The following is a 21734-nucleotide window of genomic DNA, read 5'->3' as shown; positions in this document are numbered from 1 at the left end:
AAGAACCATTATGGAGGTTTTGGTATGAAGAAAATAGCATACATTGCTGGCGGCATCGTAATCGGGATTGTTTTTTCGACAACTGCGGGGGCTTTCGCTGATTCAGTGAAAAGTATGGTTGGTAAAAAGGTGACTGGAGAATATTCAGTTATAGTCAACGGTAAAAATCTTACTGAGAAAGGCGCAGTAATAGATTCACGGGCTAATGTTCCTGCTCGCGCCCTTTCTGAGGCATTGGGAGCTGATGTAAAAGTGTCTGGGAAAACAATCACAATTATCACTAGCGAGGAAGTACCTAATGAAGGAACCGCTTCTCAATTTCCTTCAAACGAAAATAATCAGTTTAGTGGAAAGTCGAAAGCTTATCTGGAATCAATGAAAAAAGGGTATGATTCCGAAATCCTCCCACCTCTGGTAGAAGGTCTGGACAAGGTTACAAAAGAGTATGAAGCCATCAAAGCAACAGGTCAAGAAGATGTGACTGCTTTGGCAAAACAGAAAGTAGATGAATATCAGAAGCTTGTAAATGATGCAAAAGCCGAACTCGCCCTTATTGAGGCAGCTCTACAAGTCACTAGTCAGTAATCATGAATACTAAAAAAGGAAACATTGTATTCTGGTCGATAATAGTTTTAGTGGTTCTGTTTATTGTAATTGCGATTATAGACAAGTCGTTGGATAAACCGGACGATGTTAGAGCAAGTGTAACTGAGACAACGGATATCACTACCTTTGATCGGTTTTACCATCCCAGCGCCTTTGTTATAGACTCGCTCATTCGAAAGGCTGAAGGATTTGAAGGGTATGACTATTTCAATTATTTAAAGGGTCTTAGACTTCCGCTGAAAGAGAATGCTCTTGTAACAGCAAAGGAATACCCACCATTTGTATCACTTTACAGCCCGCAATCAATTATTGTACAGAACGCCTATCATGCATCACAAAAGATGAACACTTATACTGCTGAAGAAGCAAAATCAGATGTAATTGAAAATGTTCTCTCCTTCAAGACAACTGCTTATAAGGACATTTACGATACAAGCAAACAATTTCACGTTGTTTTAAGGCAAGGTGAAACTGTGCTTCAACCTGCATCAAATGGATATAAATCCAATTCAATTAAATCGAATGTGTCATATGATGATGATCTATCTCCTACAAGTAAACAATACAACAGAGAAGAAGGTTATGCAGTGTTCTCTGTCGGAGAAGAAATTGATTTTAATAAACCTGCGGAAGTACTTTTTCTGTACAATGGGAAAGACGACTACGCAGTATACGAATTAGATTTCAAAAAGTTCATCGGGAATTAATTGGGTCCGTTCTCTACGGACTCTTTTTTTGTTTGTGTGACTATAAATCCGTAGCCACTCCGTAACAAAGATAAAAGATAATAAATCTATAAAGCCCTATTCCTTAATTGGAAGGGGCTTATTTTCGTATAGAGAGGAGGAAAGGTCTTGGCAAAGATGACACATACACTCCAAGTTGAAATGGATTTGAATAAACCGGTTGAAGAATTGACCCAGGTAATCTCTGCGGTTCTTAGCTCGCATCCACTTAATCAAAAAGAGATTCTGACAGCTTTAGATTTGGAGATCGGGAATGCACTAGCAGCAATTGAGATTCAAGAACAAAAAGATAAACAAGAAGTTGTTGAATAGGTCAGGAAATTTATCCTGAACAGAGAGATGGGGGATTAATTTGACTGACACAACTATAAGTGAGGTGAACAGTGTTGTGGAAGAGACTACAAAAGTTCTTATGGGTATCCAGGTTCAATTGGCCCGGATGGAAAAGACACTCGAAGGAGTACCGGCAATGGCTGCCACGTTGGAAGCTACACGAGATCTGGCAAAGGAAGCTATGCAATCCACCAAATCGGCCCATCACAGGCTCGATAAGATTGAGAATGCTCAGACCTGGTTGTGGAGGACTATTGCTACAACCCTGATTGGTATAGCTATCGGAGCAATTGTTCTGATTTTGAAAACGGGGGGCGTATAGGATATGGATTGGAATACTGTATTTTCACTTATTGATCCTAAGCTGTTTATTGTATTGGCTGCATGCTGGGCACTTGGTATTGGAATCAAACGCATACCAAAGATTCCTGATTGGACCATTGTTTTCATTGTGACTGCATTCGCTATTGTTATTACAAGTTGGACGCTTGGCTGGTCTCCTGAATCGCTTATCCAGGGAATATTGGTTGGAGCATTTGCAGTGTTCGGTAACCAGGTGATTAAGCAAGCGAAGAAAGGAACTGAACAGTCATGATCTCAAAGGGGAATTTCTTGCTTCTGGAGCCATCCGAATTTAAAGGGTGGCTCGACAAACAGAAGATAACAAGAAGCATAGGCAAGCTCCAGGTCCATCATACGGCTGCGCCCAACTATACTACTCGTCAGGTGGTCAATGGAGTAGCCAAACAGGATGTCTGGAAATGTCTTGAGGGAATGAGGACTTTCCATTTATCTCAGGGATGGTCCGGTACAGGGCAGAACATAACTGTACTTGAGGATGGACGTATCGCCATCAGTTTAGATCGGGATCTCAATAAAACGCCTGCTGGAATCAAGGGAGCGAACACAGGCGGTTTGTGTATAGAGATTATCGGAAACTTTGATCAAGGTGGAGACATGATGGCAGCAATTCAGAAACAAGCTGTAGTCCACTTATACGCTTGTCTCGCACTAAAACTAAACATACCTATTGATACATCCCATATTGTGTATCACGCCTGGTATACGGATTCTGGAGCATGGTTAGGTAATTATGAGAAAGGTAAGTCCAGCAAGACTTGTCCGGGCACAAAATTCTTCGGTGACGGGAATACACGATCTGCTGCTGAACGAGGGTTCATTCCGTGTATCAGAGCTGAAATCAAACGAATTAAGGATGGGGAGGGAGACCCAATGACATTAGAAGAAAAGAAACAAATGGAGGAACTGAAGGCAACTGTCGAGGGACAAGCTAAATGGATAGCAGCTCAGAAGGATAAGGACAACATGCCATGTCCGAATTGGGCCAAGGAAGCCTATTATTTCTACAAACCGTATATTGCGGATGAGACAGGCAGCTACGACTTTTGGAGACAACTTGTTATCTTTTATCGTAAAGAAAACGACATTAAAGTGTAGTTATATTTTTTTGGAAGGAGTAGCAGAAGAATCAGTAGTGTCAGGAAAGCTGTAGACCCCTGCCCGCTAGAAGTCGGCAGGGGGTAGTTTAAGGGACAAATAGAAGGAGCGTTTTTGCGGTTCTCTTTGTTCCATATACCAACGAAAGTATATCTTTTAGTGTGGAACGTTCCCATAATTCAAGACTGGATCTGGCCACAAGAAGGCTGGAAGTGAAAATATATTCAAATACAAGCTTCATGTTATTGAATACAAAGTTCAGCCTATCTCTTGAAACGGTCTTAACATCCGAAAAAAATGAAAGCATATTATTTTGGCTCTCTGGAGTCAAAGAATGGGATAAACCGGATAATATACCATAGATTCTATTCATTTGGTCAGTTGTTCTTTTAAATATAACTTTGTATTTTTCTGGGTACACATCATCGATTATTAATTCCAATGTTTTTTTATTTGCCGAATAGGATCTATCATTAATTATATAAGATCCGTTTCCAGCAACACTAATTGCACTTTTCAGGAAGTTCTCCAGAGCACTTCTCAACACCAAAGCAGAACCTCTTGAATGATTATCAAGCGCAAGGGAGTAAGATTCAATTAGACAAGAATAGGCGATACTAAAGTACTGTGTATTAAAAAATCTCTCTAACTCAATTCTTCTTGCAATAAGATTAAGTGCATACAAGTAAGAAAAATTAACTTCAATAATTACACCGTATTCTGTTTTAATAAATTCATTTCCTTGAGAATGCAAAATAGTCTGAAGTTGATCTTGATAGTCTTGTATCAATCTCATTTATTGTTACCTCTAATAAAATTCATCCAATCATCTAACTCTCTCTCATTAAGGTTTTTAGAATGGTTTGAAGGTATTTTTTCAGAAGAGGGAAGGACATTGTTTAATATGTCGACAGTTTTTATGACATCCCTGAACTGGAATTGTTTAAGAATAATATTGCTTACTCTTGAGGCTAGTAAAGTCCTCGATAAAAAAATGTAATCTCGGAAGGGGCTCAAACTACCTATAGGCTCAACAATAAGTATATTAATAAATATTTTGAGATCTCCGTTTTTAGGAAACAAATCTTTACGCAGTATTATTTCATGCAAAATTCCTACTAGAAACAACTTGCTTTGGTGAGAATTTAGCTTATTCGAAGAAATAACTTTAAGGTCATCTTTAATTTTTCCAAGTGTTCTTTCATCCATAACGACGGCCCTCCTTAATTAACTTTTCCTTCAATTTCAGCAACTATTCTCTCTAAGGAGTTATGTAATTGATCATACAGAGAGGAATTGCGTGCATCACTGTACATTACGAACCTAGTAGGAATTGATGGCATGTGTGGCAAATTAGTCCTGAAAAATTCGATCTCGGGGAATTTATCTTTGAGATTCGTCATCCTGCTTTCCTCAGCTCTAATATTCCTGTGGACTAGGGTGAAAATAACTCCTAATCTCGTTAATTTCTTCTCAGTCATTTTAAAGATATCATCATTGATAATTTTTTTACTTATTTGCTCTTCGAGAAGTTGTATACCGATTGATGAATAAAAATCTACTTTACTTGGTACAATGTAATAGTCTGAAGCAAATAGACTTGAATGTGTTAGTATAGACCATGTTGGGGGACAATCGATTAACACATAATCATATTCTAATAATATTTGTGTTTTATCAACGTGTGAAAAAACCGCAGCAACTTTACCCGCAGTATCTCCTGAGACTTCTTTGGCTAATCTTAAATCTCCAGGAATTAAATAAAGATTATCCTTGATTTTTTGAACTAACGATGGGTTATCAGCCGGTTTTGCCACATCGGACGATCCAAAAATCTGAAGCACTGTTAATCCGGCTGTGGAAAGTTCATCATATTCATTGGCAGACGTCATTTCTTTTCTAATATCTTCTTCTGCAACATTATTATCTTCATCGATAACATCCGAATTCATAGGAGTGATTGAAGTTAATTGAGTTTTATGTAGTAAAAGACTTTGAGTAGCGTTAAATTGTGGATCCATATCTATAACGACTACTTTATTGCCTTTGCTCGCAAGTTGATCAGCAACATTTATAGTTAACGTAGTTTTTCCAACTCCCCCTTTCATATTAATGAATGAAATAACTTTCGCTTGAGGCATTTGTCTCATCCTTTGATATTATATTTTGGATATGATTTAAGATTAGTTTAATGGTATAAAGAGTATAAAGATAGTTTTTTATTCATTATCCTGTAGAGTTATCAAATGAACCATCAAAAATAAGTGGAGTGTGTGGCTGAGTTGAAAGTTCTTATTTAAAGAAGAGTTGAGACGAAGAATAGTATAAGCAAAAGAAATAAGAGCAGGTTTGAAGATCTAGAAGTAGTATCTTTTTATAGGAGAGCTGAATAAGGATCTACCGGCCAATCATGCCGATAGATCCTTTTTATAACCTCACTAAGGTAATTGACCAGAACCTACATACTTATCCTTCTTACTATTCCACTTATAGTTTGCAACAGCAATCTCCCATCCGCCTTCTGGGTAGTGGCTTTTCCACAGTTGATTTATTTCCCCGGTTTTCGAAATGTTTATCCCAACATCCCCCATAACAGATAACTTCTTTTTAAGAGTTCCATTCTGATACTTGTAAACGAGCAGTTCAGTATTTGATGGTAAATAGTCAAGTGTAATGGCTACATGCTTTTCTTTAGCCGAGATACTTAGGATATGGAATGTGGGATCTTCATCGCTATAGTAATCCGTATCTATCAGCACGATAACTCCTTTAGAGTTAATGAAGTAAAAGTTATCTGAATCGGTTATCAATAAATGTTCTTTTTTATTGTCACCGTTCAGATCTACAGATTTACTAATGGTTACACGTTCTCTAGGGTATTTCTTTTCTAAAAGTTTTTTTGGATTTACGGTAGCTGCATCGACGTTTGACGGGGTACATATAAATCCAAACATTGCCATGGCACAAAGTAGAGCTAGTATTCTTTTCATGATGGTCTCCTTAATAATTATTTCTCTTTTGCGTCACTAGCACTAAACATTATTCCAATAGCATCAGATCCAGTTATTCTATAACGAATACCGTTTAGTTCTGTTGATTCGTTAACTGTTGTCCAATCCACGCCTTCATTAAGAATACCCAGGTCATCAAGAACATTACCAACAGATTTTGATGGTAATTCTGGATTGGTTGCAAGTATGACTAAACCGATAGTTAAAACAAGATCTGTTCCAGATGAAAGAGTACCGTTACCTTGTCCTATCATCATTACATCACGTAATGATCCGTCTGCTTTGTTTACTGAGCCGGCTATACCTATGTAATCAGTGGTCATATACTGGAATACATCTTGAGCTGGTCCAGTTTCGATGTTTAATTTCTTGCCAATTTTCAGTTTGGAGTTATTAAGCTCATCTGCGCGTTTATTGAACGATTTACGAAATTCTTCCGGAGTCATTCCCAGAGTTCCTGGTATTTCTAAGTTCTTATCCTCTTGCTTCTTTACATTCTCTTTTGCTACCTTAACTTCCTCGGACTTAGTAGCAGATTTTTCAGCAACAACAGTTTCTGGCTTGGTTTCAGCAGGAACAGATACTTCGGTTGTCGCAACTGCTTCTTTCTCAGTTTGCTCCTCATCTTTGTTGCCAAAGATACCTCCCACTATAATCACAACAATAAGCCAAAACCACCATTTTTTCTGTATAGGCTTTTTCAATCTTCATCCTCCTGATATAGTAATAATTAACAACAAAACATAGTCTATCAGACCTAGGTATAATTTTCTATAAAAATGTATGGATGCGAGTATTGCAAGCATAAACAGAATTCTTCTTGGCAGCATTGTCCCAGGTACATGTATCAGTAAAGTTAGCAGGCAGTAGATATTTTAGAGATAAGTTTGATTTAGAGTGGCACTAACTAAGAAGTGATTCGTATTATCCACAAAAGGAGGAATTAATTTGTCTGCCGAGAATGTGATTTTAAATTGAATAATGGGATGTTCTTACTAATCTCACTACTAAGTGCAATTGTTATTCAGTTATTGAGTTTTGGCTTTTTTGAGAGTAGTGTAGTTGGAAATATACCGATCTTAGGTAACATGTTGTTGGCTATTGATATTGTATATCTTATATATTATATGCAGGGAGATATTACAATTACAGTACTACAATTAATTTTACCAAGAGCCATCAGCATAGCATCCACAGCGTATACATTAAGCGAGCTATCCAGATTAAGCGTTTTTGAGTTGAGAGATTCTTTAGGTTATAAAATTTTTATATTTTGTATGGGGACGATGTTGAATTTTATTTTTTTGTGGCTTTTTTCAAGCATTATCTTAACTTTGTTCGAGACTATAATAAAAGGCATGAATAAAATGGACGAGATGTTACAAATGCTAAATGGACTTTCATTTTAACTCCTTTTCAATCTGAAAAAAATGGCAGTGTCCTCAATGTGACAGTAGGCGTAAGGACGATAAGATTATGGTCGGAATTCAGGAGCTCTATACATAAACCTTTCAGATAATAGAGTTATGAATAGTAGAGTAGGCAACAGATTAGAAATTTTTACGTAAAGAATCAGATTATAATTGAGTGAAAAACTGTTGATCTTGCTAGAAAGTCCCCCACAAGCATAAACCTTGTGGGGGACTTTTGTATGAGGGGAAAAGGAATATGTATTAATTTGTCGAAGTATTACATTATGTTTAATTTTAGGGAAGGAGAACTCTGAATGAAATATTACCCGATGAATGATCTTGTAAAGGAACAAAGTAAAAATCATCAGTTCTCATACACTGTCATAGTCAATTTAAGAACTTGTAAGAATGATGCAGAAGATTTCATAAACAGAACTGTCAGAGTTAATTCTGATACAAAGCTAGAAGAAGATGAACTTGCACAAAGAACATTCAATGTAGTATATGGTTTGATTGAGACTCATCCAGATTTTGCAGATTGCGATCTGGCTCAAATTGTTGGAATTACTTTTGCGAGTGCTTATAATCGGGAGATTAGATGATTGCTTTACAAAAATAATTAAGGTTTTACATACGAATTTGTAGATTGGAGTGAAAGTTACTGTTTAACTGGTTTAGAAAAAAGAACAACACTGTGGTTCATGATGCTTATATGGAAGAAGAGACTCAATTTGAAGTAAAGGAAGTACAGGAAGTAAAGTTTAATGAATTAGAGAATAAGATTTTTTTTAAGGAAAAAGATAGAGTACGTCCCTTTCCAGAACACTATGAAGACAGAGACAGTGGAAAAATCACTTACTTTCAAAAGGATAAGTATTTTCAATCAATACAGGGAGAATTAAACATATCGGGTATTGGGGATAAAATAGATAGGATTGAAATTGTTAGCGATCTTTATGACGCTGGAGAGTGTGCAGTATTGAGTGAAGATGCAAAATTATCAATTACGATAAGAGTTCGATCATTTAAAATGGGAATTAACAAAGGCGGGTACATTCATGAGTATGATGAAGCTAAAAATAGAGAATTCTGTGAAGTTCTTGCTCATGAATTAGTACATGCCAGAGACAGTGTAAGTGTACATTCGAAGTATGGGAATGAAGAATACAAATCAATTAGAGGACATAGAATAGCGAATTTTGCGTGGGCAATACTAGGTGAATACTCAGCTTGTAGGGTAGTATCTGAACGCTTTCGCACATTCGATACAAATTTACAAATAAAAATTTCTACAGCCGAAACGAGTATCTCTAACCAATTATTTCGAGGTGAGGGATGGTCTACTCCTATTCAATCACTATATGATTTAAACTATGTAATTGCTACTCGAGTTGCACATGCAGATGTATCTGAAGCCGAATCAAGATATTTAAAAACCACAAAGGAAAATGAGAAAGCATTTATTGCTTCAATGAGAAACCTTTTTAATACGTACTATAATTGCCAGCCTTTGAATAAAGCGCAATATGAAAAATTAGGAAATGATATGATCATAGAGTTTTTAACGAAAATTCTTAAGCTGAGTCATACTTCAGCGACAAGTTATATACCTAGATTTCTATAGTGATTCATTTTTATTATAAACAAACAAACTTATTCTTGTTGGAAAGTTCTTAGAAACAATTAGAGAAACTACAGATAAAACAAATTTAAAATAAGTACACATCAAATTTCATAGAATCTTAAATCTAGTTTATGTCTGTACGTAAGCTTTGATACATCGAAATACTGGTAGAAAAAAGAGCAGGGGGCTCAGGCCTCGCTGCTCTTTTCTTTTTAGTTGGATGTATATTCACTTACTTCAAACGTCAGTATCTTATCGAATATTACATAATCTGTACGCTTGCTAAATGGTCCTTTGTTGTTACTGTATTTGTTGATAGCGAATTTAGCTGGGCCTGTTCCGGCATCACGAGAATCGTACCAGTTGAGGAATGCAATTACATCACTCATTGGAAGATCATATTCTTTTTCCAGACCAGTTGTCATTATTACGTTCAAAATAGCACGGTTGCCGCTGGGTTCTGGATCGGTAATATTTACTTTTTGTGGTGTAGCGGCAGCCTCGTTAGAAACTAGATCCGTTCCGGTTTGAGAGACAATATAATAGTATGTTTTACCATTTATCAAATTGTTGTCTGTAAAACTAGAACCTTTTGTATTTGAAGATATAACTGTATAAGGTCCACCAATAATATCTGATCTGGAAATTGTATATGACTCATTATTTGAGTCGTTGGAGTATTTCCAATTAAGAACGACTTTTGAATCACTACCAGAGGCAATAAGATCAATAGACTCATTAGGTAGGGGAGTGGTTCTTTCCATCATTTTTAGTTCGTGTATAGTAAGATTAACTACTTGGGAGGAGGAACCGTTGTTTGCAGTTACGTTAATTCTGTAAAATTTATATGCTTTATTATTTTCAATTATATAAGTTTTAGAAGTATTTTTGATCCATGATGTCACGTTTTTTTGAGTATCTAAAATATGCCATTCTAAACCATCGTCTGATCCTTCAAATGTCCAATCCTTTGGCTGAGATCCGAACTCGGACGTACCCACAAACCCCCCATACCCGATAACATACTTAGCAACTTTCTGTGGGTTAGAAAATTCATACGATAACCATCCCGTTTTTTTAGTCGTACCCCAAGCATTATACTTACCTGGAGAGGTAGAGTATTGTTCGACTCCATCAAATGCCTTCCAATCATTAGTATCTTGCCAATATTCACTAGAAGTTACTCTGCCTGACGGAGAAGTTGGAGATGCCATTATGGGTATAAGATTCTCCGAAAATGTTTCTTCAGCATGTGATATGTTCACATTGAATTTTAAAGACATAACTCCTATCATCAAAAACATTAAAAGAAAGTATAGATATTTTTTCATGTTAATCCCCTTTTCTTAGAATAATATGTATCATAAAGCGCACGAAATGTAATGTCTAAACAAATAAACCTATATATTCAAGTAAGTGTTAGATGAAATAAAAAAAGCTCTACCGACTTTTCTGAGTCGATAAAGCTGATAATTTTCTATCCGATATCTTTTAGCAATTCTTCATTGTTATTCCGCACATTACCCACTTCCTTCGGCACCTCATAAGCTCGCATCGCAGACGCTTCATATGGCTTCAAAAGGCCAAGCAAAGACTGAACATCGTCATTATCTCTACCGAGCCACTCCGCCTCATCCTCGGTCCGCAGAATAACCGGCATACGATTGTGGATGTCTTCCATCAGACTATTCGGTTCTGTAGTGATGATGGTACACGTACTCAACTTGTTTCCGTCAGGATCTGTCCAGGTATCGTACAGACCAGCCAATGAAAATATACTGTCGTCCTTCATCAGAATTCGCATAGGTGTCTTGGCTGTCCCTTCTTTACGCCACTCGAAAAATCCCGAACATGGGACGATGCAGCGTTTGGACCCAACTAAACGTTTAAAGGCTGGCTTCTCTGCTAGCGTCTCGGCCCGGGCGTTGATCATCTTGTTCCCAATCTTGTCATCCTTGGCCCAAACGGGTACCAGGCCCCATCGGAGTGAACCCAATCTATTTCCGTCCTTGCTGCCGATGATTGTCGGAATGTACTGCATGGGTGCTGCATTGTAATTAGGTTTGTACTCAAAGCCATCAGCTATAGATGCATAGTACCTGTCCATTATGGCGTCTAAGGGATCAGTGATCGTAAATCTTCCGCACATATTAATGCCTCCTTTGAGACTCTATACTATGTAATTTTACTCAAATATCTAAGAATAGAAACGGGTAATTTGTGGAGAGACGCATCCAATATAAAATAAAAATGCAATAAATTAGATGATATTTATAGATCAGCAAGTTTATGTTTAGACATTTTTTCTAAGGTAGTGTAATTTCAAAATTGATCAAAACAATAGGAGGAAATCATTTTGAAATCTATTTATTTTAAGAAGTTATTTTTGATGTTATCCGTATCATTTGTTCTTACCATGATTTTTTCTGCGACAAGCACTTATGCTGCCACATTAAAGCAACCGCTTATGGAAGCAGAACCGGGTTGGACTCGCTATGATGACACAACACCGGCTATTAAGTATCTTGGGACTGGATGGACAGCATGGAAAGCAACAGCTAGCGCCGACAAAGGTATCCATTATAATGACACTTTTCATGGACAAATAGATAATAAGGATGTAAGTGGAACAGTGAAGTTTCAATTCACTGGTACGGGAGTAAGAATAATCGGGTATGCTAATGGTGCTTCAGGATATGCTTTTGCTAGTGATGTTCTTATAAGTGTTGATGGTGTCGAAGAACACTTCCCAATGAATTACACTGCTAAACAAGCTAGAACTCTAGTTTATGAAAAAGTAGGTTTAGAAGAAGGAGTACATACAGTAGAGCTTAAAACAATTAAGCCAGTTACAAGAGGTATGAATGTAGATGCTGTTGATATTCAAGGAGGAGAACTGCAGGATATTGATATTCCAATGAATTTGGATGCAAAACCTGGTAATAGTTCGGTGACATTGAATTGGAACTCTGTTGAAGCGGCAGATAGTTATGTAATTAGATACGGAACTGAATCAGGGAAGTATACAGAAACTGTAACAGCGACAAAAGATGAATATGGCAATTTTGTTATTCCAGGACTGACTAATGGAACCACATATTATTTTGTAGTGAGCGCAATTATTGATGGTGTCGAATCTGAATTTTCAAACGAAGCATCCGCAACTCCTCAAGGACCTGTTATTGAACCAGAGGAACCATCGGGTAATCGTGCGATTCTTGTTGTGACTATGACAACCGGTCTTGAAAAAGAATATGATTTGAGCATGCAAGAAGTTAACAGTTTTATCGATTGGTATGAAGCAAAACAAGCTGGAAGCGGGAAAGCATCTTATGCAATTGACAAACATGATAATAACAAAGGACCGTTCAAGAGCCGTAAAGACTACATCCTATTTGATCGAGTACTAACGTTTGAAGTGAGCGAATACTAAGTTATCAATAAAAAAGACTCCGCATTGAGTTGCGGAGTCTTTTTTGCATTATCTCAGACAATAAATTGATCAAACACGGGTATACGCAGCAAGCCTGACTTTGTCCAGCTGCGCATTTTGACCCTGGCTTGTATACGTGGTTCCAGGTAAACATGATTCTTGTCCTCTCCGGTCACGAGCTGCTGGCAAACTCCGTGGAAAGCTTGCTTATGTTTTGGACTCGGACCATGCTCGATGATCCCTACCGGACGCATCTTGCCTGTCGGATCTGGAACAGCAGCAAGCCAACCGAATTCGGACTTTTTGTATCCGGTAATGAACACATCGGCATAGGACCAGTTAATAACCTTCAACCAATCTTTGGACCGTCTGCTAAGGTACTGGCTGTCTTTGCGCTTGCCAACCACACCTTCCATTCCCATAGCCTCTATCTGAGTGTATAACTCCTCTCCAGCGCCTTCTATATGGGGCACAACTCCAAAGTTAGAGGAAGGAAGAGATAGACTGTGTAGGATCATCTTGCGTTCCACAAGAGGTAGCTTACGTAGATCCCGTCCCTGGTAGAAAAGAATATCAAATATAGCAAATGTGGCAGGCAGTTTATGAGTGAGCTGCGTTATCTTGCTGGCCTGCTTTGTGCTGAATCTACTCATGACTGCTTCAAAGTCGTTAAGCCCTGTCTCTGGATCAGTGCAAGCGACCTCGCCGTCCAAGATAATATCAGAGTCAAACGACAGAAGCAATTCCGGGTACTGACGGGTACAGTCGTTGTTGTGACGAGTGAATAGCCGGACTTTTTCGGCTTGTTGCGAATATATCAACCGGTGACCGTCAACTTTAGGTTCAAAAATGAATTCTGAATGTGAGAAGGGACCCGGTGCTGTTTCAAGTAACATAGGACTTATGAACATAAAAACACCTCTGATCCAATTATAGCGTTTTACTACAAAAGATAGAGGCGGTAAGTTGTGGAACTGTGATTTTAATGCTGAAATGATTTTTCAATGAGTTGTTCTAAAGTTAAATCTTTGTTATTAATCCACCACGATGCAGAAGTCTTATTTTGGAGTGGCAACAAAGTCTCTAAATTTTTATCTTTGTCGTGGGCTTGATTTAAAAATTTGATCCTGATATCTCGTGCCCACTTAATCTGAGCTACAGAACCCTTGAGGTCTGGTATGTTATAGTGGCTTTCGATTTCACTTGCTAAGTTATTTAAATAATCTTCCATCTCTTTAGAACGTACAATCTTAACCAAGATAATCACCTCGTTTTTATTTTATAAGGATTATTTGTATTGTTTAGAAGAGTTTTTCATAATGGTTAGCCTTTTTTTTATAGAATACCTTTTTCATTCTTCTTTCTCCTGATATAGTAATAATTAACAACATGAAATAGTCTATCAGACCTAGGTTTATTTTACTATCAAAAATGTATGGATGTGAAAAGGTGAATACATATCGTGTATTGCAAACAGACACAGAATTCCTAGTGGCAGCATTATCACAGACACGTGTATCAGTCTGGTTTGTCTTACCTGAGCGAGAACGTATTATGGACTATGGTGGGTTATTGGAAGCGTACAGTGATGTTTCAGTAAAAATTGCTGGTAATCGATACTTTAGAGACAAGTTTGAATTTAGAGCGGAGAGAGGTAGGTAAATGGTTAATCTTAAGAGTATTAATGATGAGGAATTAAGGAAAAGGTTTAGTGAAGTAAGAGCAGCCGGTAAGGAATACCAAGATGTAAAATACGCTATTTTCTATGAAAAGGAATAAACATATCAAATCTACTAAACGGAAAAGGATAGTGCTGAAGTGTTAGAAGCGAAAGATGAACAAAGATTGTTATTGTTAAACGAAATAATCAAGATCCGGGAACGGATGATAAAAGAAAAAAAGAGAGATGAAAAATTATTAAAAAAATGTGAGGAGATAGAACGCTATCTCAATAATAGTAGGCTCTCAAAAGATGAGATTGTTAAGTACAAATATAAAATAATAGTTCTCGAAAAAGAAATTGATGAATACGAAACAAGCATAAAGAAAAGATTTATTTGGATGATTGCGATAATTGGAGCTTTTACAACTGTATTGAATCATGTTATAAGCGGCGGTGTGTTGAAATTAGACAGTCCTGGATGGGAAGAGTTTTTTACCAAATACTTTGGCATGTTTTTGTTTATGCTCATCGGAATTATAGGTGCAATGACTAAACTCCTTTTAGATGAGTATAAAACAGGGAAAGATAGAACAGATCAAATGCTTCTTGGTTTCCTTTTCCCAGTAGTATTTGTTAATCTTTTTTCTTACAATGAGGGCCAAATACAAGGAGTAATTATTGTCAACTTACTCATCTTTGTATGCGGGTTTAGTGTTGAATTTATATTGCTGTTCTTAAATAGATTAATTGATATTGCGAAAAAGACCTTTAATTTAGAGGAGAAGGAAGATCCGTCTAGAACTCTTGAGTCATCAGAAAACAATGTTTCCGCAGAGAATAAATAATTGAATAACAGTTGCAGAAAAGCCCAGTCACTTGATTGGGTATTTTTTATTGTTGTATAAAGAACGTACGTTCGCATATAATGTTGAAGAGGTGATTTACATGTTAACGGATTATCAAAGGAAGATTCTTCGGATCTTATATAACTACAAAGGTGGACGGCGTAGGTTTCCTACAATCCATGAACTGACTGTCAAAACAGGTAAGCATAAACCAGACGTTATGGTTGCTCTTGACGCTCTTGTGGCTGCGGAATACATACATTGGGAAGATAGGTCTGACACGGCTAACATAGTGATCTTGGAAGGCTGGGAACGTGAGGGAGAACGTCCTAAGGTAGACCACACACCACCTTCAGGGAACATCGATTATTGGACTCAATACTAAGGGGGGCTTGTCATGCGTAGCAGACTGAAGGATAACGGATTGTATGAGACATCCAGGATGATTATGCCTGAACACAGAGAGGCATGGTTGGCTCAATGTGAACAACAGAAGAGACGCGGTAAGCCAGATCTGGACGATCAGGAAATGCAGCGAATCAGTGAAGTACTTGTTGACTCTTATAATAGAGTTAGTACGGTTGATTTGATATTATTTAACCCTTTCTTCGAAGAGCCGATATCAGGAGTAATTGTGGGTTTAAACTCTGCAAGGTGTGAAATAAAGTTGATGTTAGAGGATGAGTTCCGCTGGGTTTCTTTAGCCGAAATTGTCTCTGTTAATCAATGAGATTGTATCGCTTTAGAATTGCGAGCTTATACTTTATAATATCTGTATAAGCATATTATTTTAATTAGGAGATTTTTGATTTAACCAGCGTCATATGTCAGAGTAGTAATGCAATAAAAGTGAGTATATGAAACGAGTTTCTTCATTATAATAAGAAAAAAAGGGCGCCCACAAAAGCGCCCACAAAATGCCCACAAAAGTCTGAATAATTATGATTAGTTTTGAAAAGCTGATCACTGATAATACTTGTTTTAAGCCGATTTCTTATGGTGGATGATTCACTTTGAAAGCATGGAACATAAATAGAACACAAGTCCACCAATGGGAACGCGATCAATATATTACTTTGTACTAATAGCTCAATCCCTTGGCGCTCTAGCGCTGAGGGGTTTTTCTTTTTGTGGGCAAGTACCTATATATTTAAAGAAAAATCAAAGTGCCCACAGAATCCCCCATAATGTCCCCCGATTCATTCTTCAGCAACCAATATTAATTATCTGTGCGTAACAAAGTCTTACATTTGTATAACAAAATAACAAAGTACACTAGTAGGTAGATTTAGTTAATAAGTAAAACCGTAAAAACTCTCTTTTCATTAAATATTAGGGGAGTTTTTTATATGTTACTTAAGCTCTTTATTTGATGAATTGTATCACTGCATGTTTGTTATAGCGCAATACCAGTGTCACCTATCTTGTTGTTTCCTATCTAATGGAGGATATCGTTAGATTTCTTTCTAAAGGGGAGTAAACTTTATCGAGAATCGAAAGCGAAAGACTTACATAGCAGTCTATTAAGAGAACCTGATAACCATCATAATAAAAGTCATACTAACAATCACACTTTCAGAACTCCACCAACTTTCAAGTACTTTAAAATCAATGTTTCATTTGTATGTTGAAAGTTTCATATAGAAGAGGTATACTTTAATTAAATTTTGAGCAATTTAATTTTAAATAATTAATTGGAGATGTTAATATGGATCAAGCAAAACAACTGGTGACAGAACAACGTACATTTTTTTATACAGGTCAAACTAAAAATATCGAATATCGGATTAATGCTCTTCAACAGCTTAGAAAGGGAATCGAAAAGTATCAGCAACGGATTCAAGATGCACTTCGGGCAGATTTGAACAAATCTGAGGCGGAAGCTTACGGTTCCGAGATTCGCATTGTGCTGGGAGAGCTGGATTTCGCATTAGAACACCTGCAGGAATGGGCTGCACCAAAACAAGTCCCAACGAATTCGGCTATGCCGGATGGGGTGAGCACCATTTACCCTGAACCATACGGAGTGGCGCTTATTATTGCACCTTGGAACTATCCTTTCCAACTGGCCTTCGGTCCACTGATTGGAGCAATTGCAGCCGGTAACTGTGCAGTTATCAAGCCATCTGAATTAACACCAGCCGTGTCTCGTCTGACGTTTGATCTGATTCAGGAGATCTTCCCACAGGAGTATATTGCTGTTATGGAAGGGGAAGTCGAGGCTAGCACAGCATTGTTGAAAGAGAAGTTTGATTATATTTTCTTCACAGGCAGTACAGGTGTTGGCCGCATTGTTATGAAGGCAGCTGCAGAGCACCTGACTCCTGTAACTCTTGAGTTGGGCGGTAAAAGTCCTGCTATTGTCCATAGTGATGCAGATCTGAAGCTGGTAGCCCAACGTATTGTTCGTGGTAAGTTCCTGAATGCAGGTCAAACGTGCGTTGCTCCAGATTACTTGCTTGTGCATGAACAAGTTTATGATGAACTGATCGATCTGATTGGTGCAGAGATCAAAGATAAATTTGGAGATGATGTGCTCCAGAACGCTGATTTCCCGCATATTGTCAACGCACGTAACTTCGATCGGTTATCGAAATTCCTCACAGATGGTACAACGCTCATAGGTGGACGTTCTGTACGTGAGCAATTGCTTATTGAGCCGACTGTACTTGGAGATGTGAACTGGGAATCACCTGTCATGCAAGAAGAGATCTTCGGTCCGATTCTTCCTGTATTTACGTACAATGACCTCAACCCGATGCTGGATGAGATTGTTCGTCGTCCAAAACCATTGGCGCTATATCTCTTCACACAGGATGAGCAACTGCAGGGACAGGTTCTGAATCAAGTTTCCTTCGGTGGGGGATGTATTAATGACACACTTTCTCATATGACTTCACACTATCTTCCGTTTGGTGGTGTAGGAGAGAGCGGTATGGGCTCATATCATGGACAACAGAGCTTTGATGTATTTTCCCATCACAAGAGTGTTCTGAAACGCAGTGAATAATGAGTAGTTAAAATAACATAAAAATGAAAAAAAGAGGTTGTCCTATTCATCAGGACAACCTCTTTTCGTATTTATTGCATTACATCTAGTTTTGTTACTCAAGTTAAATATTAATGAATATCTCGGAAAAGGCCGATGACTTTACCCAGAATACTAACATGTTTCAAACGTAAAGGTTCAAAGGTCGCATTCTCCGGTTGAAGGCGAATATGATCTTTCTCTTTATAGAACGTTTTCACTGTAGCTTCATCATCTTCAGTCATTGCCACTACAATATCACCGTTATCAGCAGTTTGCTGTTGACGGACAATAACATAATCTCCGTTAACGATTCCAGCTTCCACCATACTATCTCCGACTACCGAAAGCATAAATACTTTCTGTTCGCCTACATAATGCGTAGGAAGAGGGAAGTAGTCTTCAATGTTCTCGGTTGCAGTAATCGGAACACCCGCTGTAACCTTACCAACGACAGGAATACGTGCAACGCTATGAGCAAATTGATGAGAGTGCTCCGATTCTTCCTGGCTCAAAAGCTCAATAGCTCTTGGCTTGGTAGGGTCGCGTCGGATCAAACCTTTTTTCTCCAAACGATCCAAATGTCCATGTACTGTTGAGCTGGAAGCCAGTCCAACCGCTTCACCAATTTCTCGTACGGAAGGAGGATACCCCTTCAACCGGACTTCATTTCGTATAAACTCCAGAATAGCCTGCTGCCTGCTGGATATCTTCGACATACCGTATCAACCCCATTTTAGTAACGTTTGGGAAAATTATAACATAGAACCTCCGTTCGTACAAACATAAGTTCTAAATAAAATGCCATTAAATCAGTGTTTTTTAACTATTAGAACAGAATTTGTCCAAAATTCGGAGTATAATACTGCAAATGCTTTGGATAAGGAGTTCAATTCAGATATATCTCCTTCGAAAAATAAGCGAACAATTGTTCTAAAAACCTATTGAACAAAACAAGTGTTCGTGTTATATTGATTCCAACAGATAGGAACAAACGTTTGGAGGCGGCTATTTAATGAGATATTCTACTTATCAAAGCATTTATGAACCGATGAATTCGGAACTGGTGAAGTCTAACATAGGGAACTACAAGAAGGTTTTAGCGCGTTTCAATATTTCTTCATGGATGTTAAAGGTTGCGATTACCTCTTTAATTATATTTATTGGATGCAGCACCGTTTTAACTGTATTTGCTGGCAATGAGAATGATGTCCTTCCCGGAGGAAAGATAGCCGTTTCACAAGGAGAAACATTATGGAGTATTTCTTTGGAACATAAACCGACGAATATGGATACACGTATTTATATAGAAGCAATTAAGAAAGTGAATCAACTTCAGACGACTTCGATCCAAGTGGGACAAGTTTTAGCTCTACCGCAATTTGCAGAATAAAATGCACATGAATGAGTGTTAGTGCGTGTCAGCTTGACAAGCTGCCTTTATCATGGCAAAGTTAATATGACTTTGTATTTTTGGAGGGGACAAGCTTGGATATAGATAGTCTGGTAGCACGCATTAATGAATTGGCTCGTAAGCAAAAGTCCACTGGTTTGTCAGAGGAAGAACTTGCTGAACGTGCCGAACTAAGAGAGATTTATTTGAGTAATATTCGCAGCAATTTCAGACAGCAACTGGATACCATTGAGATTGTTGATGATGAGAATGACAAAGGCCACCAAGGCAAACTCAAACACTAACGAAACCTATGATATCATTTATGATATTTAGGTTTCTTCCTGTTATTTTGAGTGTGCAATCTATAGGGGGAAATATTGGTTTACAGTTATGTAAGCCGATACAAAGACACATAAGGGGGATTCTCATGTCGCGTTCGTTCGAGAGAACGGTTAAGAAAAATTCCAAGCAGTTAAATCAGCAACGCAAAAAAAGTGGTCAACCAATTACAGGTACACCAGGTGAAGAAGTCTTTAAAGGACGCAGCCTGTTGTTCCCTATATTTTTGATCGGTCTCGCCTTTTTGTATCTGTTTATGAGCACATTCCTTGTACAAGCTCCAATGACAACTTGGGACTGGGTGACCATGCTGCTTTACGTATTTTTGGCTGTCATCTTCATGCTTCGTCGTCCGTACATCAAGATTAGCAGTAATCGGATTATTACGACGAAGGGTAACCGTGAACGTTCAATAGGCGTTGACGATATCGTCAAATTCAGAATTGAACCAGGTACAATCGTTATTGAACATAACAGTCGCGGTAAAAGATGGGTGTTTACCAAGTTATTGAACCGCTACGATACAGATGCGATTGCAGAACGTTTGTTGAAGTTTGCAAAAGCACACCAGATCACCGTGGAAACCGTCGAAAAGTAATTATTGCATAAAGGGGTAGATGATCGGAATGGCGTTAAAAGCGATTTTGTTCGACCTAGATGATACTTTATTATGGGATGAGCGTAGTGTTCGAGAAGCTTTTCATGAGACTTGTCTAATCGCAGCGCAAGAGACTGGGGTTAAACCGGAAGAACTTGAAGAAGCCGTTCGTAACGAGGCACGTGGACTGTATGAATCATATGAGACCTTTCCTTTTACCAAAATGATTGGAATCAATCCGTTTGAAGGACTATGGGCTAACTTTACTGGTGGGGATCAACCTGAGTTCCGTCAGTTAGAACAGCTTGCTCCTGTTTACCGTAAAGAATCCTGGCGTCGTGGCTTGTTGAAGTTAGGTGTAGATCGGGAAGATCTTGCTGAACAGCTTGCCTCACAGTTTGGAGTAGAACGGAGATCCAGACCCCATGTGTACGAAGAAACGATGGATACCTTGCGTAAGTTGCAAGGAAATTACAAACTTTTGTTGTTAACGAACGGTTGTCCTGCTTTGCAACAAGAGAAGTTGGACGGTGTGCCTGAATTGACTCCTTTCTTTGATGAGATTATTATCTCGGGTAACTTCGGAAAAGGAAAACCGGATCCATCCATATTTGAACATGCTTTGAGTAAATTGGGTGTTAAGCCCGAAGAGAGCATGATGGTTGGAGACAAGTTGACGACTGATATTCGTGGTGCTTTATCATCTGGCATCCAATCCGTATGGATTAACCGTGAGCATAAGACCAACAATGAAACGTATGCGCCTGACCATGAAATAACGCATTTATCTGAACTGGATCAGCTTATAGCTAATTTCTGAACAGATCAGCTATAACATCTTTCCTCAACACCCTGAAACATTGGAAGCTTCAATGAACGATGATGTCGTTCGTGAAGTTACCAATGTTTTTTATTTGGGCAGGTTGGCTAATTTACCTTGTTAAATGAGATATCAATTTTATTTGCTAAAAGTTATTGAAATTAGGGGGAAGCTGGATTAGAATATAACTAACATACTAGTATGACTAGTATTTAGATTGTCCTAGAGCAATTTCTTTTGACTTACTTCATTTGAATGGAAGCAGGAGTTGTTGCTTATTATTTTCGACGTATTGTAAGCGCTTCAAATACTTTTAAATACCTTATTTTGATTTGGAGGTCACACCACCTATTAAGTGCTAATGAATGATGTGAAGCACTTTGGATTGTGTGATTCTACATAACACATTAAAATGATATCGC

The 21734-nt window shown here is 38.0% G+C and carries 27 protein-coding genes; 17 read left to right on the top strand and 10 right to left on the bottom strand.

What is annotated here, in order from left to right; genetic code table 11:
* Positions 1 to 24: 24 nt before the first annotated feature.
* The 6 genes from PAHA3_RS11955 (at position 25) to PAHA3_RS11930 (ending at position 3143) form a co-directional block, all read left to right on the top strand.
* Positions 25 to 585: a stalk domain-containing protein gene (locus PAHA3_RS11955; RefSeq protein WP_062834933.1), complete on the top strand. Its 561-nt coding sequence runs from the start codon at positions 25 to 27 to the stop codon at positions 583 to 585.
* A gap of 2 nt (positions 586 to 587) precedes the next feature.
* Positions 588 to 1313 (top strand): hypothetical protein, encoded by a 726-nt coding sequence (locus tag PAHA3_RS11950; RefSeq protein WP_062834932.1) that lies wholly within the window; start codon positions 588 to 590, stop codon positions 1311 to 1313.
* 156 nt (positions 1314 to 1469) lie between these two features.
* Positions 1470 to 1664 carry a hypothetical protein gene (locus PAHA3_RS11945; protein ID WP_235599486.1) on the top strand — a complete coding sequence of 65 codons (195 nt, stop codon included), beginning with the start codon at positions 1470 to 1472 and terminating at the stop codon, positions 1662 to 1664.
* Positions 1665 to 1704: 40 nt separating this feature from the next.
* Positions 1705 to 2007: a hemolysin XhlA family protein gene (locus PAHA3_RS11940; RefSeq protein ID WP_017688006.1), complete on the top strand. Its 303-nt coding sequence runs from the start codon at positions 1705 to 1707 to the stop codon at positions 2005 to 2007.
* A 3-nt stretch (positions 2008 to 2010) separates the two neighbouring features.
* A complete protein-coding gene (locus tag PAHA3_RS11935; protein ID WP_062834930.1) occupies positions 2011 to 2280 on the top strand; it encodes a phage holin family protein in 270 nt (89 codons plus the stop codon).
* A gap of 17 nt (positions 2281 to 2297) precedes the next feature.
* The gene (locus PAHA3_RS11930; RefSeq protein WP_235599426.1) at positions 2298 to 3143 is read left to right on the top strand and encodes a peptidoglycan recognition protein family protein; all 846 of its coding nucleotides are present in this window, start codon (positions 2298 to 2300) and stop codon (positions 3141 to 3143) included.
* An 88-nt stretch (positions 3144 to 3231) separates the two neighbouring features.
* On the opposite strand, the gene PAHA3_RS11925 is transcribed toward PAHA3_RS11930, so the two are convergent.
* From PAHA3_RS11925 to PAHA3_RS30715, 5 genes are all read right to left on the bottom strand, one after another.
* Positions 3232 to 3939, bottom strand: a complete 708-nt coding sequence (locus PAHA3_RS11925) for a hypothetical protein (protein ID WP_062834928.1) — start codon at positions 3937 to 3939, stop codon at positions 3232 to 3234.
* Positions 3936 to 4352, bottom strand: a complete 417-nt coding sequence (locus PAHA3_RS11920) for a hypothetical protein (RefSeq protein ID WP_062834927.1) — start codon at positions 4350 to 4352, stop codon at positions 3936 to 3938. Before PAHA3_RS11920 ends, PAHA3_RS11925 begins: the two co-directional genes overlap by 4 nt.
* Positions 4353 to 4366: 14 nt before the next feature.
* A complete protein-coding gene (locus tag PAHA3_RS11915; protein ID WP_167350882.1) occupies positions 4367 to 5284 on the bottom strand; it encodes a ParA family protein in 918 nt (305 codons plus the stop codon).
* Between the two features lie 297 nt (positions 5285 to 5581).
* Positions 5582 to 6133 carry a hypothetical protein gene (locus PAHA3_RS11910; protein WP_062834925.1) on the bottom strand — a complete coding sequence of 184 codons (552 nt, stop codon included), beginning with the start codon at positions 6131 to 6133 and terminating at the stop codon, positions 5582 to 5584.
* Positions 6134 to 6150: 17 nt separating this feature from the next.
* On the bottom strand, positions 6151 to 6858 hold the full coding sequence (locus PAHA3_RS30715) for a hypothetical protein (RefSeq protein WP_062834924.1): 708 nt from the start codon (positions 6856 to 6858) through the stop codon (positions 6151 to 6153).
* 390 nt (positions 6859 to 7248) lie between these two features.
* Here PAHA3_RS30715 and PAHA3_RS30445 point away from each other — a divergent pair, with 390 nt between their 5' ends.
* From PAHA3_RS30445 to PAHA3_RS11890, 3 genes are all read left to right on the top strand, one after another.
* Complete coding sequence (locus PAHA3_RS30445; RefSeq protein ID WP_167350881.1) at positions 7249 to 7563, top strand: hypothetical protein; 315 nt, start codon at positions 7249 to 7251, stop codon at positions 7561 to 7563.
* 317 nt (positions 7564 to 7880) lie between these two features.
* A complete protein-coding gene (locus tag PAHA3_RS11895) occupies positions 7881 to 8168 on the top strand; it encodes a hypothetical protein (protein WP_062834922.1) in 288 nt (95 codons plus the stop codon).
* A gap of 110 nt (positions 8169 to 8278) precedes the next feature.
* The gene (locus PAHA3_RS11890) at positions 8279 to 9190 is read left to right on the top strand and encodes a hypothetical protein (protein WP_153028205.1); all 912 of its coding nucleotides are present in this window, start codon (positions 8279 to 8281) and stop codon (positions 9188 to 9190) included.
* 212 nt (positions 9191 to 9402) lie between these two features.
* Here the strand turns inward: PAHA3_RS11890 and PAHA3_RS11885 are convergent, their stop codons facing one another.
* On the bottom strand, positions 9403 to 10521 hold the full coding sequence (locus tag PAHA3_RS11885) for a hypothetical protein (RefSeq protein WP_062834920.1): 1119 nt from the start codon (positions 10519 to 10521) through the stop codon (positions 9403 to 9405).
* Between the two features lie 146 nt (positions 10522 to 10667).
* Positions 10668 to 11339 (bottom strand): SOS response-associated peptidase, encoded by a 672-nt coding sequence (locus PAHA3_RS11880; protein WP_062834919.1) that lies wholly within the window; start codon positions 11337 to 11339, stop codon positions 10668 to 10670.
* Positions 11340 to 11546: 207 nt separating this feature from the next.
* On the opposite strand from PAHA3_RS11880, the gene PAHA3_RS11875 reads away from it, so the two are divergent.
* Positions 11547 to 12623 (top strand): fibronectin type III domain-containing protein, encoded by a 1077-nt coding sequence (locus PAHA3_RS11875; RefSeq protein ID WP_062834918.1) that lies wholly within the window; start codon positions 11547 to 11549, stop codon positions 12621 to 12623.
* A gap of 53 nt (positions 12624 to 12676) precedes the next feature.
* On the opposite strand, the gene PAHA3_RS11870 is transcribed toward PAHA3_RS11875, so the two are convergent.
* Both PAHA3_RS11870 and PAHA3_RS11865 read right to left on the bottom strand, forming a co-directional pair.
* Positions 12677 to 13519 (bottom strand): ATP-dependent DNA ligase, encoded by an 843-nt coding sequence (locus PAHA3_RS11870; RefSeq protein WP_371327937.1) that lies wholly within the window; start codon positions 13517 to 13519, stop codon positions 12677 to 12679.
* A gap of 86 nt (positions 13520 to 13605) precedes the next feature.
* A complete protein-coding gene (locus PAHA3_RS11865; RefSeq protein WP_062834916.1) occupies positions 13606 to 13881 on the bottom strand; it encodes a hypothetical protein in 276 nt (91 codons plus the stop codon).
* Positions 13882 to 14441: 560 nt separating this feature from the next.
* Between PAHA3_RS11865 and PAHA3_RS11860 the strand changes: the two genes are divergently transcribed.
* From PAHA3_RS11860 to PAHA3_RS11845, 3 genes are all read left to right on the top strand, one after another.
* On the top strand, positions 14442 to 15131 hold the full coding sequence (locus PAHA3_RS11860) for a hypothetical protein (protein WP_062834915.1): 690 nt from the start codon (positions 14442 to 14444) through the stop codon (positions 15129 to 15131).
* Between the two features lie 397 nt (positions 15132 to 15528).
* Positions 15529 to 15861 carry a YolD-like family protein gene (locus PAHA3_RS11850; RefSeq protein ID WP_062834913.1) on the top strand — a complete coding sequence of 111 codons (333 nt, stop codon included), beginning with the start codon at positions 15529 to 15531 and terminating at the stop codon, positions 15859 to 15861.
* 978 nt (positions 15862 to 16839) lie between these two features.
* Positions 16840 to 18141: an aldehyde dehydrogenase gene (locus PAHA3_RS11845; RefSeq protein ID WP_062834912.1), complete on the top strand. Its 1302-nt coding sequence runs from the start codon at positions 16840 to 16842 to the stop codon at positions 18139 to 18141.
* Between the two features lie 110 nt (positions 18142 to 18251).
* Here PAHA3_RS11845 and lexA read toward each other — a convergent pair whose 3' ends face one another.
* Positions 18252 to 18878 (bottom strand): transcriptional repressor LexA, encoded by a 627-nt coding sequence (gene lexA, locus PAHA3_RS11840; RefSeq protein ID WP_017688034.1) that lies wholly within the window; start codon positions 18876 to 18878, stop codon positions 18252 to 18254.
* A 296-nt stretch (positions 18879 to 19174) separates the two neighbouring features.
* On the opposite strand from lexA, the gene PAHA3_RS11835 reads away from it, so the two are divergent.
* From PAHA3_RS11835 to PAHA3_RS11820, 4 genes are all read left to right on the top strand, one after another.
* Positions 19175 to 19552 carry a LysM peptidoglycan-binding domain-containing protein gene (locus PAHA3_RS11835; RefSeq protein WP_062834911.1) on the top strand — a complete coding sequence of 126 codons (378 nt, stop codon included), beginning with the start codon at positions 19175 to 19177 and terminating at the stop codon, positions 19550 to 19552.
* A 95-nt stretch (positions 19553 to 19647) separates the two neighbouring features.
* Positions 19648 to 19857 (top strand): DUF896 domain-containing protein, encoded by a 210-nt coding sequence (locus PAHA3_RS11830; RefSeq protein WP_017688036.1) that lies wholly within the window; start codon positions 19648 to 19650, stop codon positions 19855 to 19857.
* 125 nt (positions 19858 to 19982) lie between these two features.
* Positions 19983 to 20492: a hypothetical protein gene (locus PAHA3_RS11825; protein ID WP_062834910.1), complete on the top strand. Its 510-nt coding sequence runs from the start codon at positions 19983 to 19985 to the stop codon at positions 20490 to 20492.
* A gap of 28 nt (positions 20493 to 20520) precedes the next feature.
* A complete protein-coding gene (locus PAHA3_RS11820; protein WP_062834909.1) occupies positions 20521 to 21312 on the top strand; it encodes an HAD family hydrolase in 792 nt (263 codons plus the stop codon).
* The last annotated feature ends 422 nt before the right edge of the window (positions 21313 to 21734 follow it).

This window comes from Paenibacillus amylolyticus, assembly GCF_001570725.1.
Lineage (GTDB): Bacteria > Bacillota > Bacilli > Paenibacillales > Paenibacillaceae > Paenibacillus > Paenibacillus amylolyticus_A.
The sequence above is the reverse complement of the archived record's forward strand: the minus strand, read 5'-3'. Positions and strand labels throughout refer to the sequence as shown.

Bases quoted from the DNA above. Each gene is read 5' to 3' on its own strand.
- PAHA3_RS11955 (WP_062834933.1), top strand. From the start codon at position 25: ATGAAGAAAATAGCATACATTGCTGGCGGCATCGTAATCGGGATTGTT.
- PAHA3_RS11895 (WP_062834922.1), top strand. From the start codon at position 7,881: ATGAAATATTACCCGATGAATGATCTTGTAAAGGAACAAAGTAAAAAT.
- PAHA3_RS11910 (WP_062834925.1), bottom strand. From the start codon at position 6,133: ATGAAAAGAATACTAGCTCTACTTTGTGCCATGGCAATGTTTGGATTT.
- PAHA3_RS11890 (WP_153028205.1), top strand. From the start codon at position 8,279: ATGGAAGAAGAGACTCAATTTGAAGTAAAGGAAGTACAGGAAGTAAAG.
- PAHA3_RS11850 (WP_062834913.1), top strand. From the start codon at position 15,529: ATGCGTAGCAGACTGAAGGATAACGGATTGTATGAGACATCCAGGATG.
- PAHA3_RS11935 (WP_062834930.1), top strand. From the start codon at position 2,011: ATGGATTGGAATACTGTATTTTCACTTATTGATCCTAAGCTGTTTATT.
- PAHA3_RS11925 (WP_062834928.1), bottom strand. From the start codon at position 3,939: ATGAGATTGATACAAGACTATCAAGATCAACTTCAGACTATTTTGCAT.
- PAHA3_RS11880 (WP_062834919.1), bottom strand. From the start codon at position 11,339: ATGTGCGGAAGATTTACGATCACTGATCCCTTAGACGCCATAATGGAC.
- lexA (WP_017688034.1), bottom strand. From the start codon at position 18,878: ATGTCGAAGATATCCAGCAGGCAGCAGGCTATTCTGGAGTTTATACGA.
- PAHA3_RS11825 (WP_062834910.1), top strand. From the start codon at position 19,983: ATGTCGCGTTCGTTCGAGAGAACGGTTAAGAAAAATTCCAAGCAGTTA.
- PAHA3_RS11870 (WP_371327937.1), bottom strand. From the start codon at position 13,519: ATGTTACTTGAAACAGCACCGGGTCCCTTCTCACATTCAGAATTCATT.
- PAHA3_RS11945 (WP_235599486.1), top strand. From the start codon at position 1,470: ATGACACATACACTCCAAGTTGAAATGGATTTGAATAAACCGGTTGAA.
- PAHA3_RS11915 (WP_167350882.1), bottom strand. From the start codon at position 5,284: ATGCCTCAAGCGAAAGTTATTTCATTCATTAATATGAAAGGGGGAGTT.
- PAHA3_RS11845 (WP_062834912.1), top strand. From the start codon at position 16,840: ATGGATCAAGCAAAACAACTGGTGACAGAACAACGTACATTTTTTTAT.
- PAHA3_RS11950 (WP_062834932.1), top strand. From the start codon at position 588: ATGAATACTAAAAAAGGAAACATTGTATTCTGGTCGATAATAGTTTTA.
- PAHA3_RS11820 (WP_062834909.1), top strand. From the start codon at position 20,521: ATGGCGTTAAAAGCGATTTTGTTCGACCTAGATGATACTTTATTATGG.
- PAHA3_RS11885 (WP_062834920.1), bottom strand. From the start codon at position 10,521: ATGAAAAAATATCTATACTTTCTTTTAATGTTTTTGATGATAGGAGTT.
- PAHA3_RS11920 (WP_062834927.1), bottom strand. From the start codon at position 4,352: ATGGATGAAAGAACACTTGGAAAAATTAAAGATGACCTTAAAGTTATT.
- PAHA3_RS11835 (WP_062834911.1), top strand. From the start codon at position 19,175: ATGAGATATTCTACTTATCAAAGCATTTATGAACCGATGAATTCGGAA.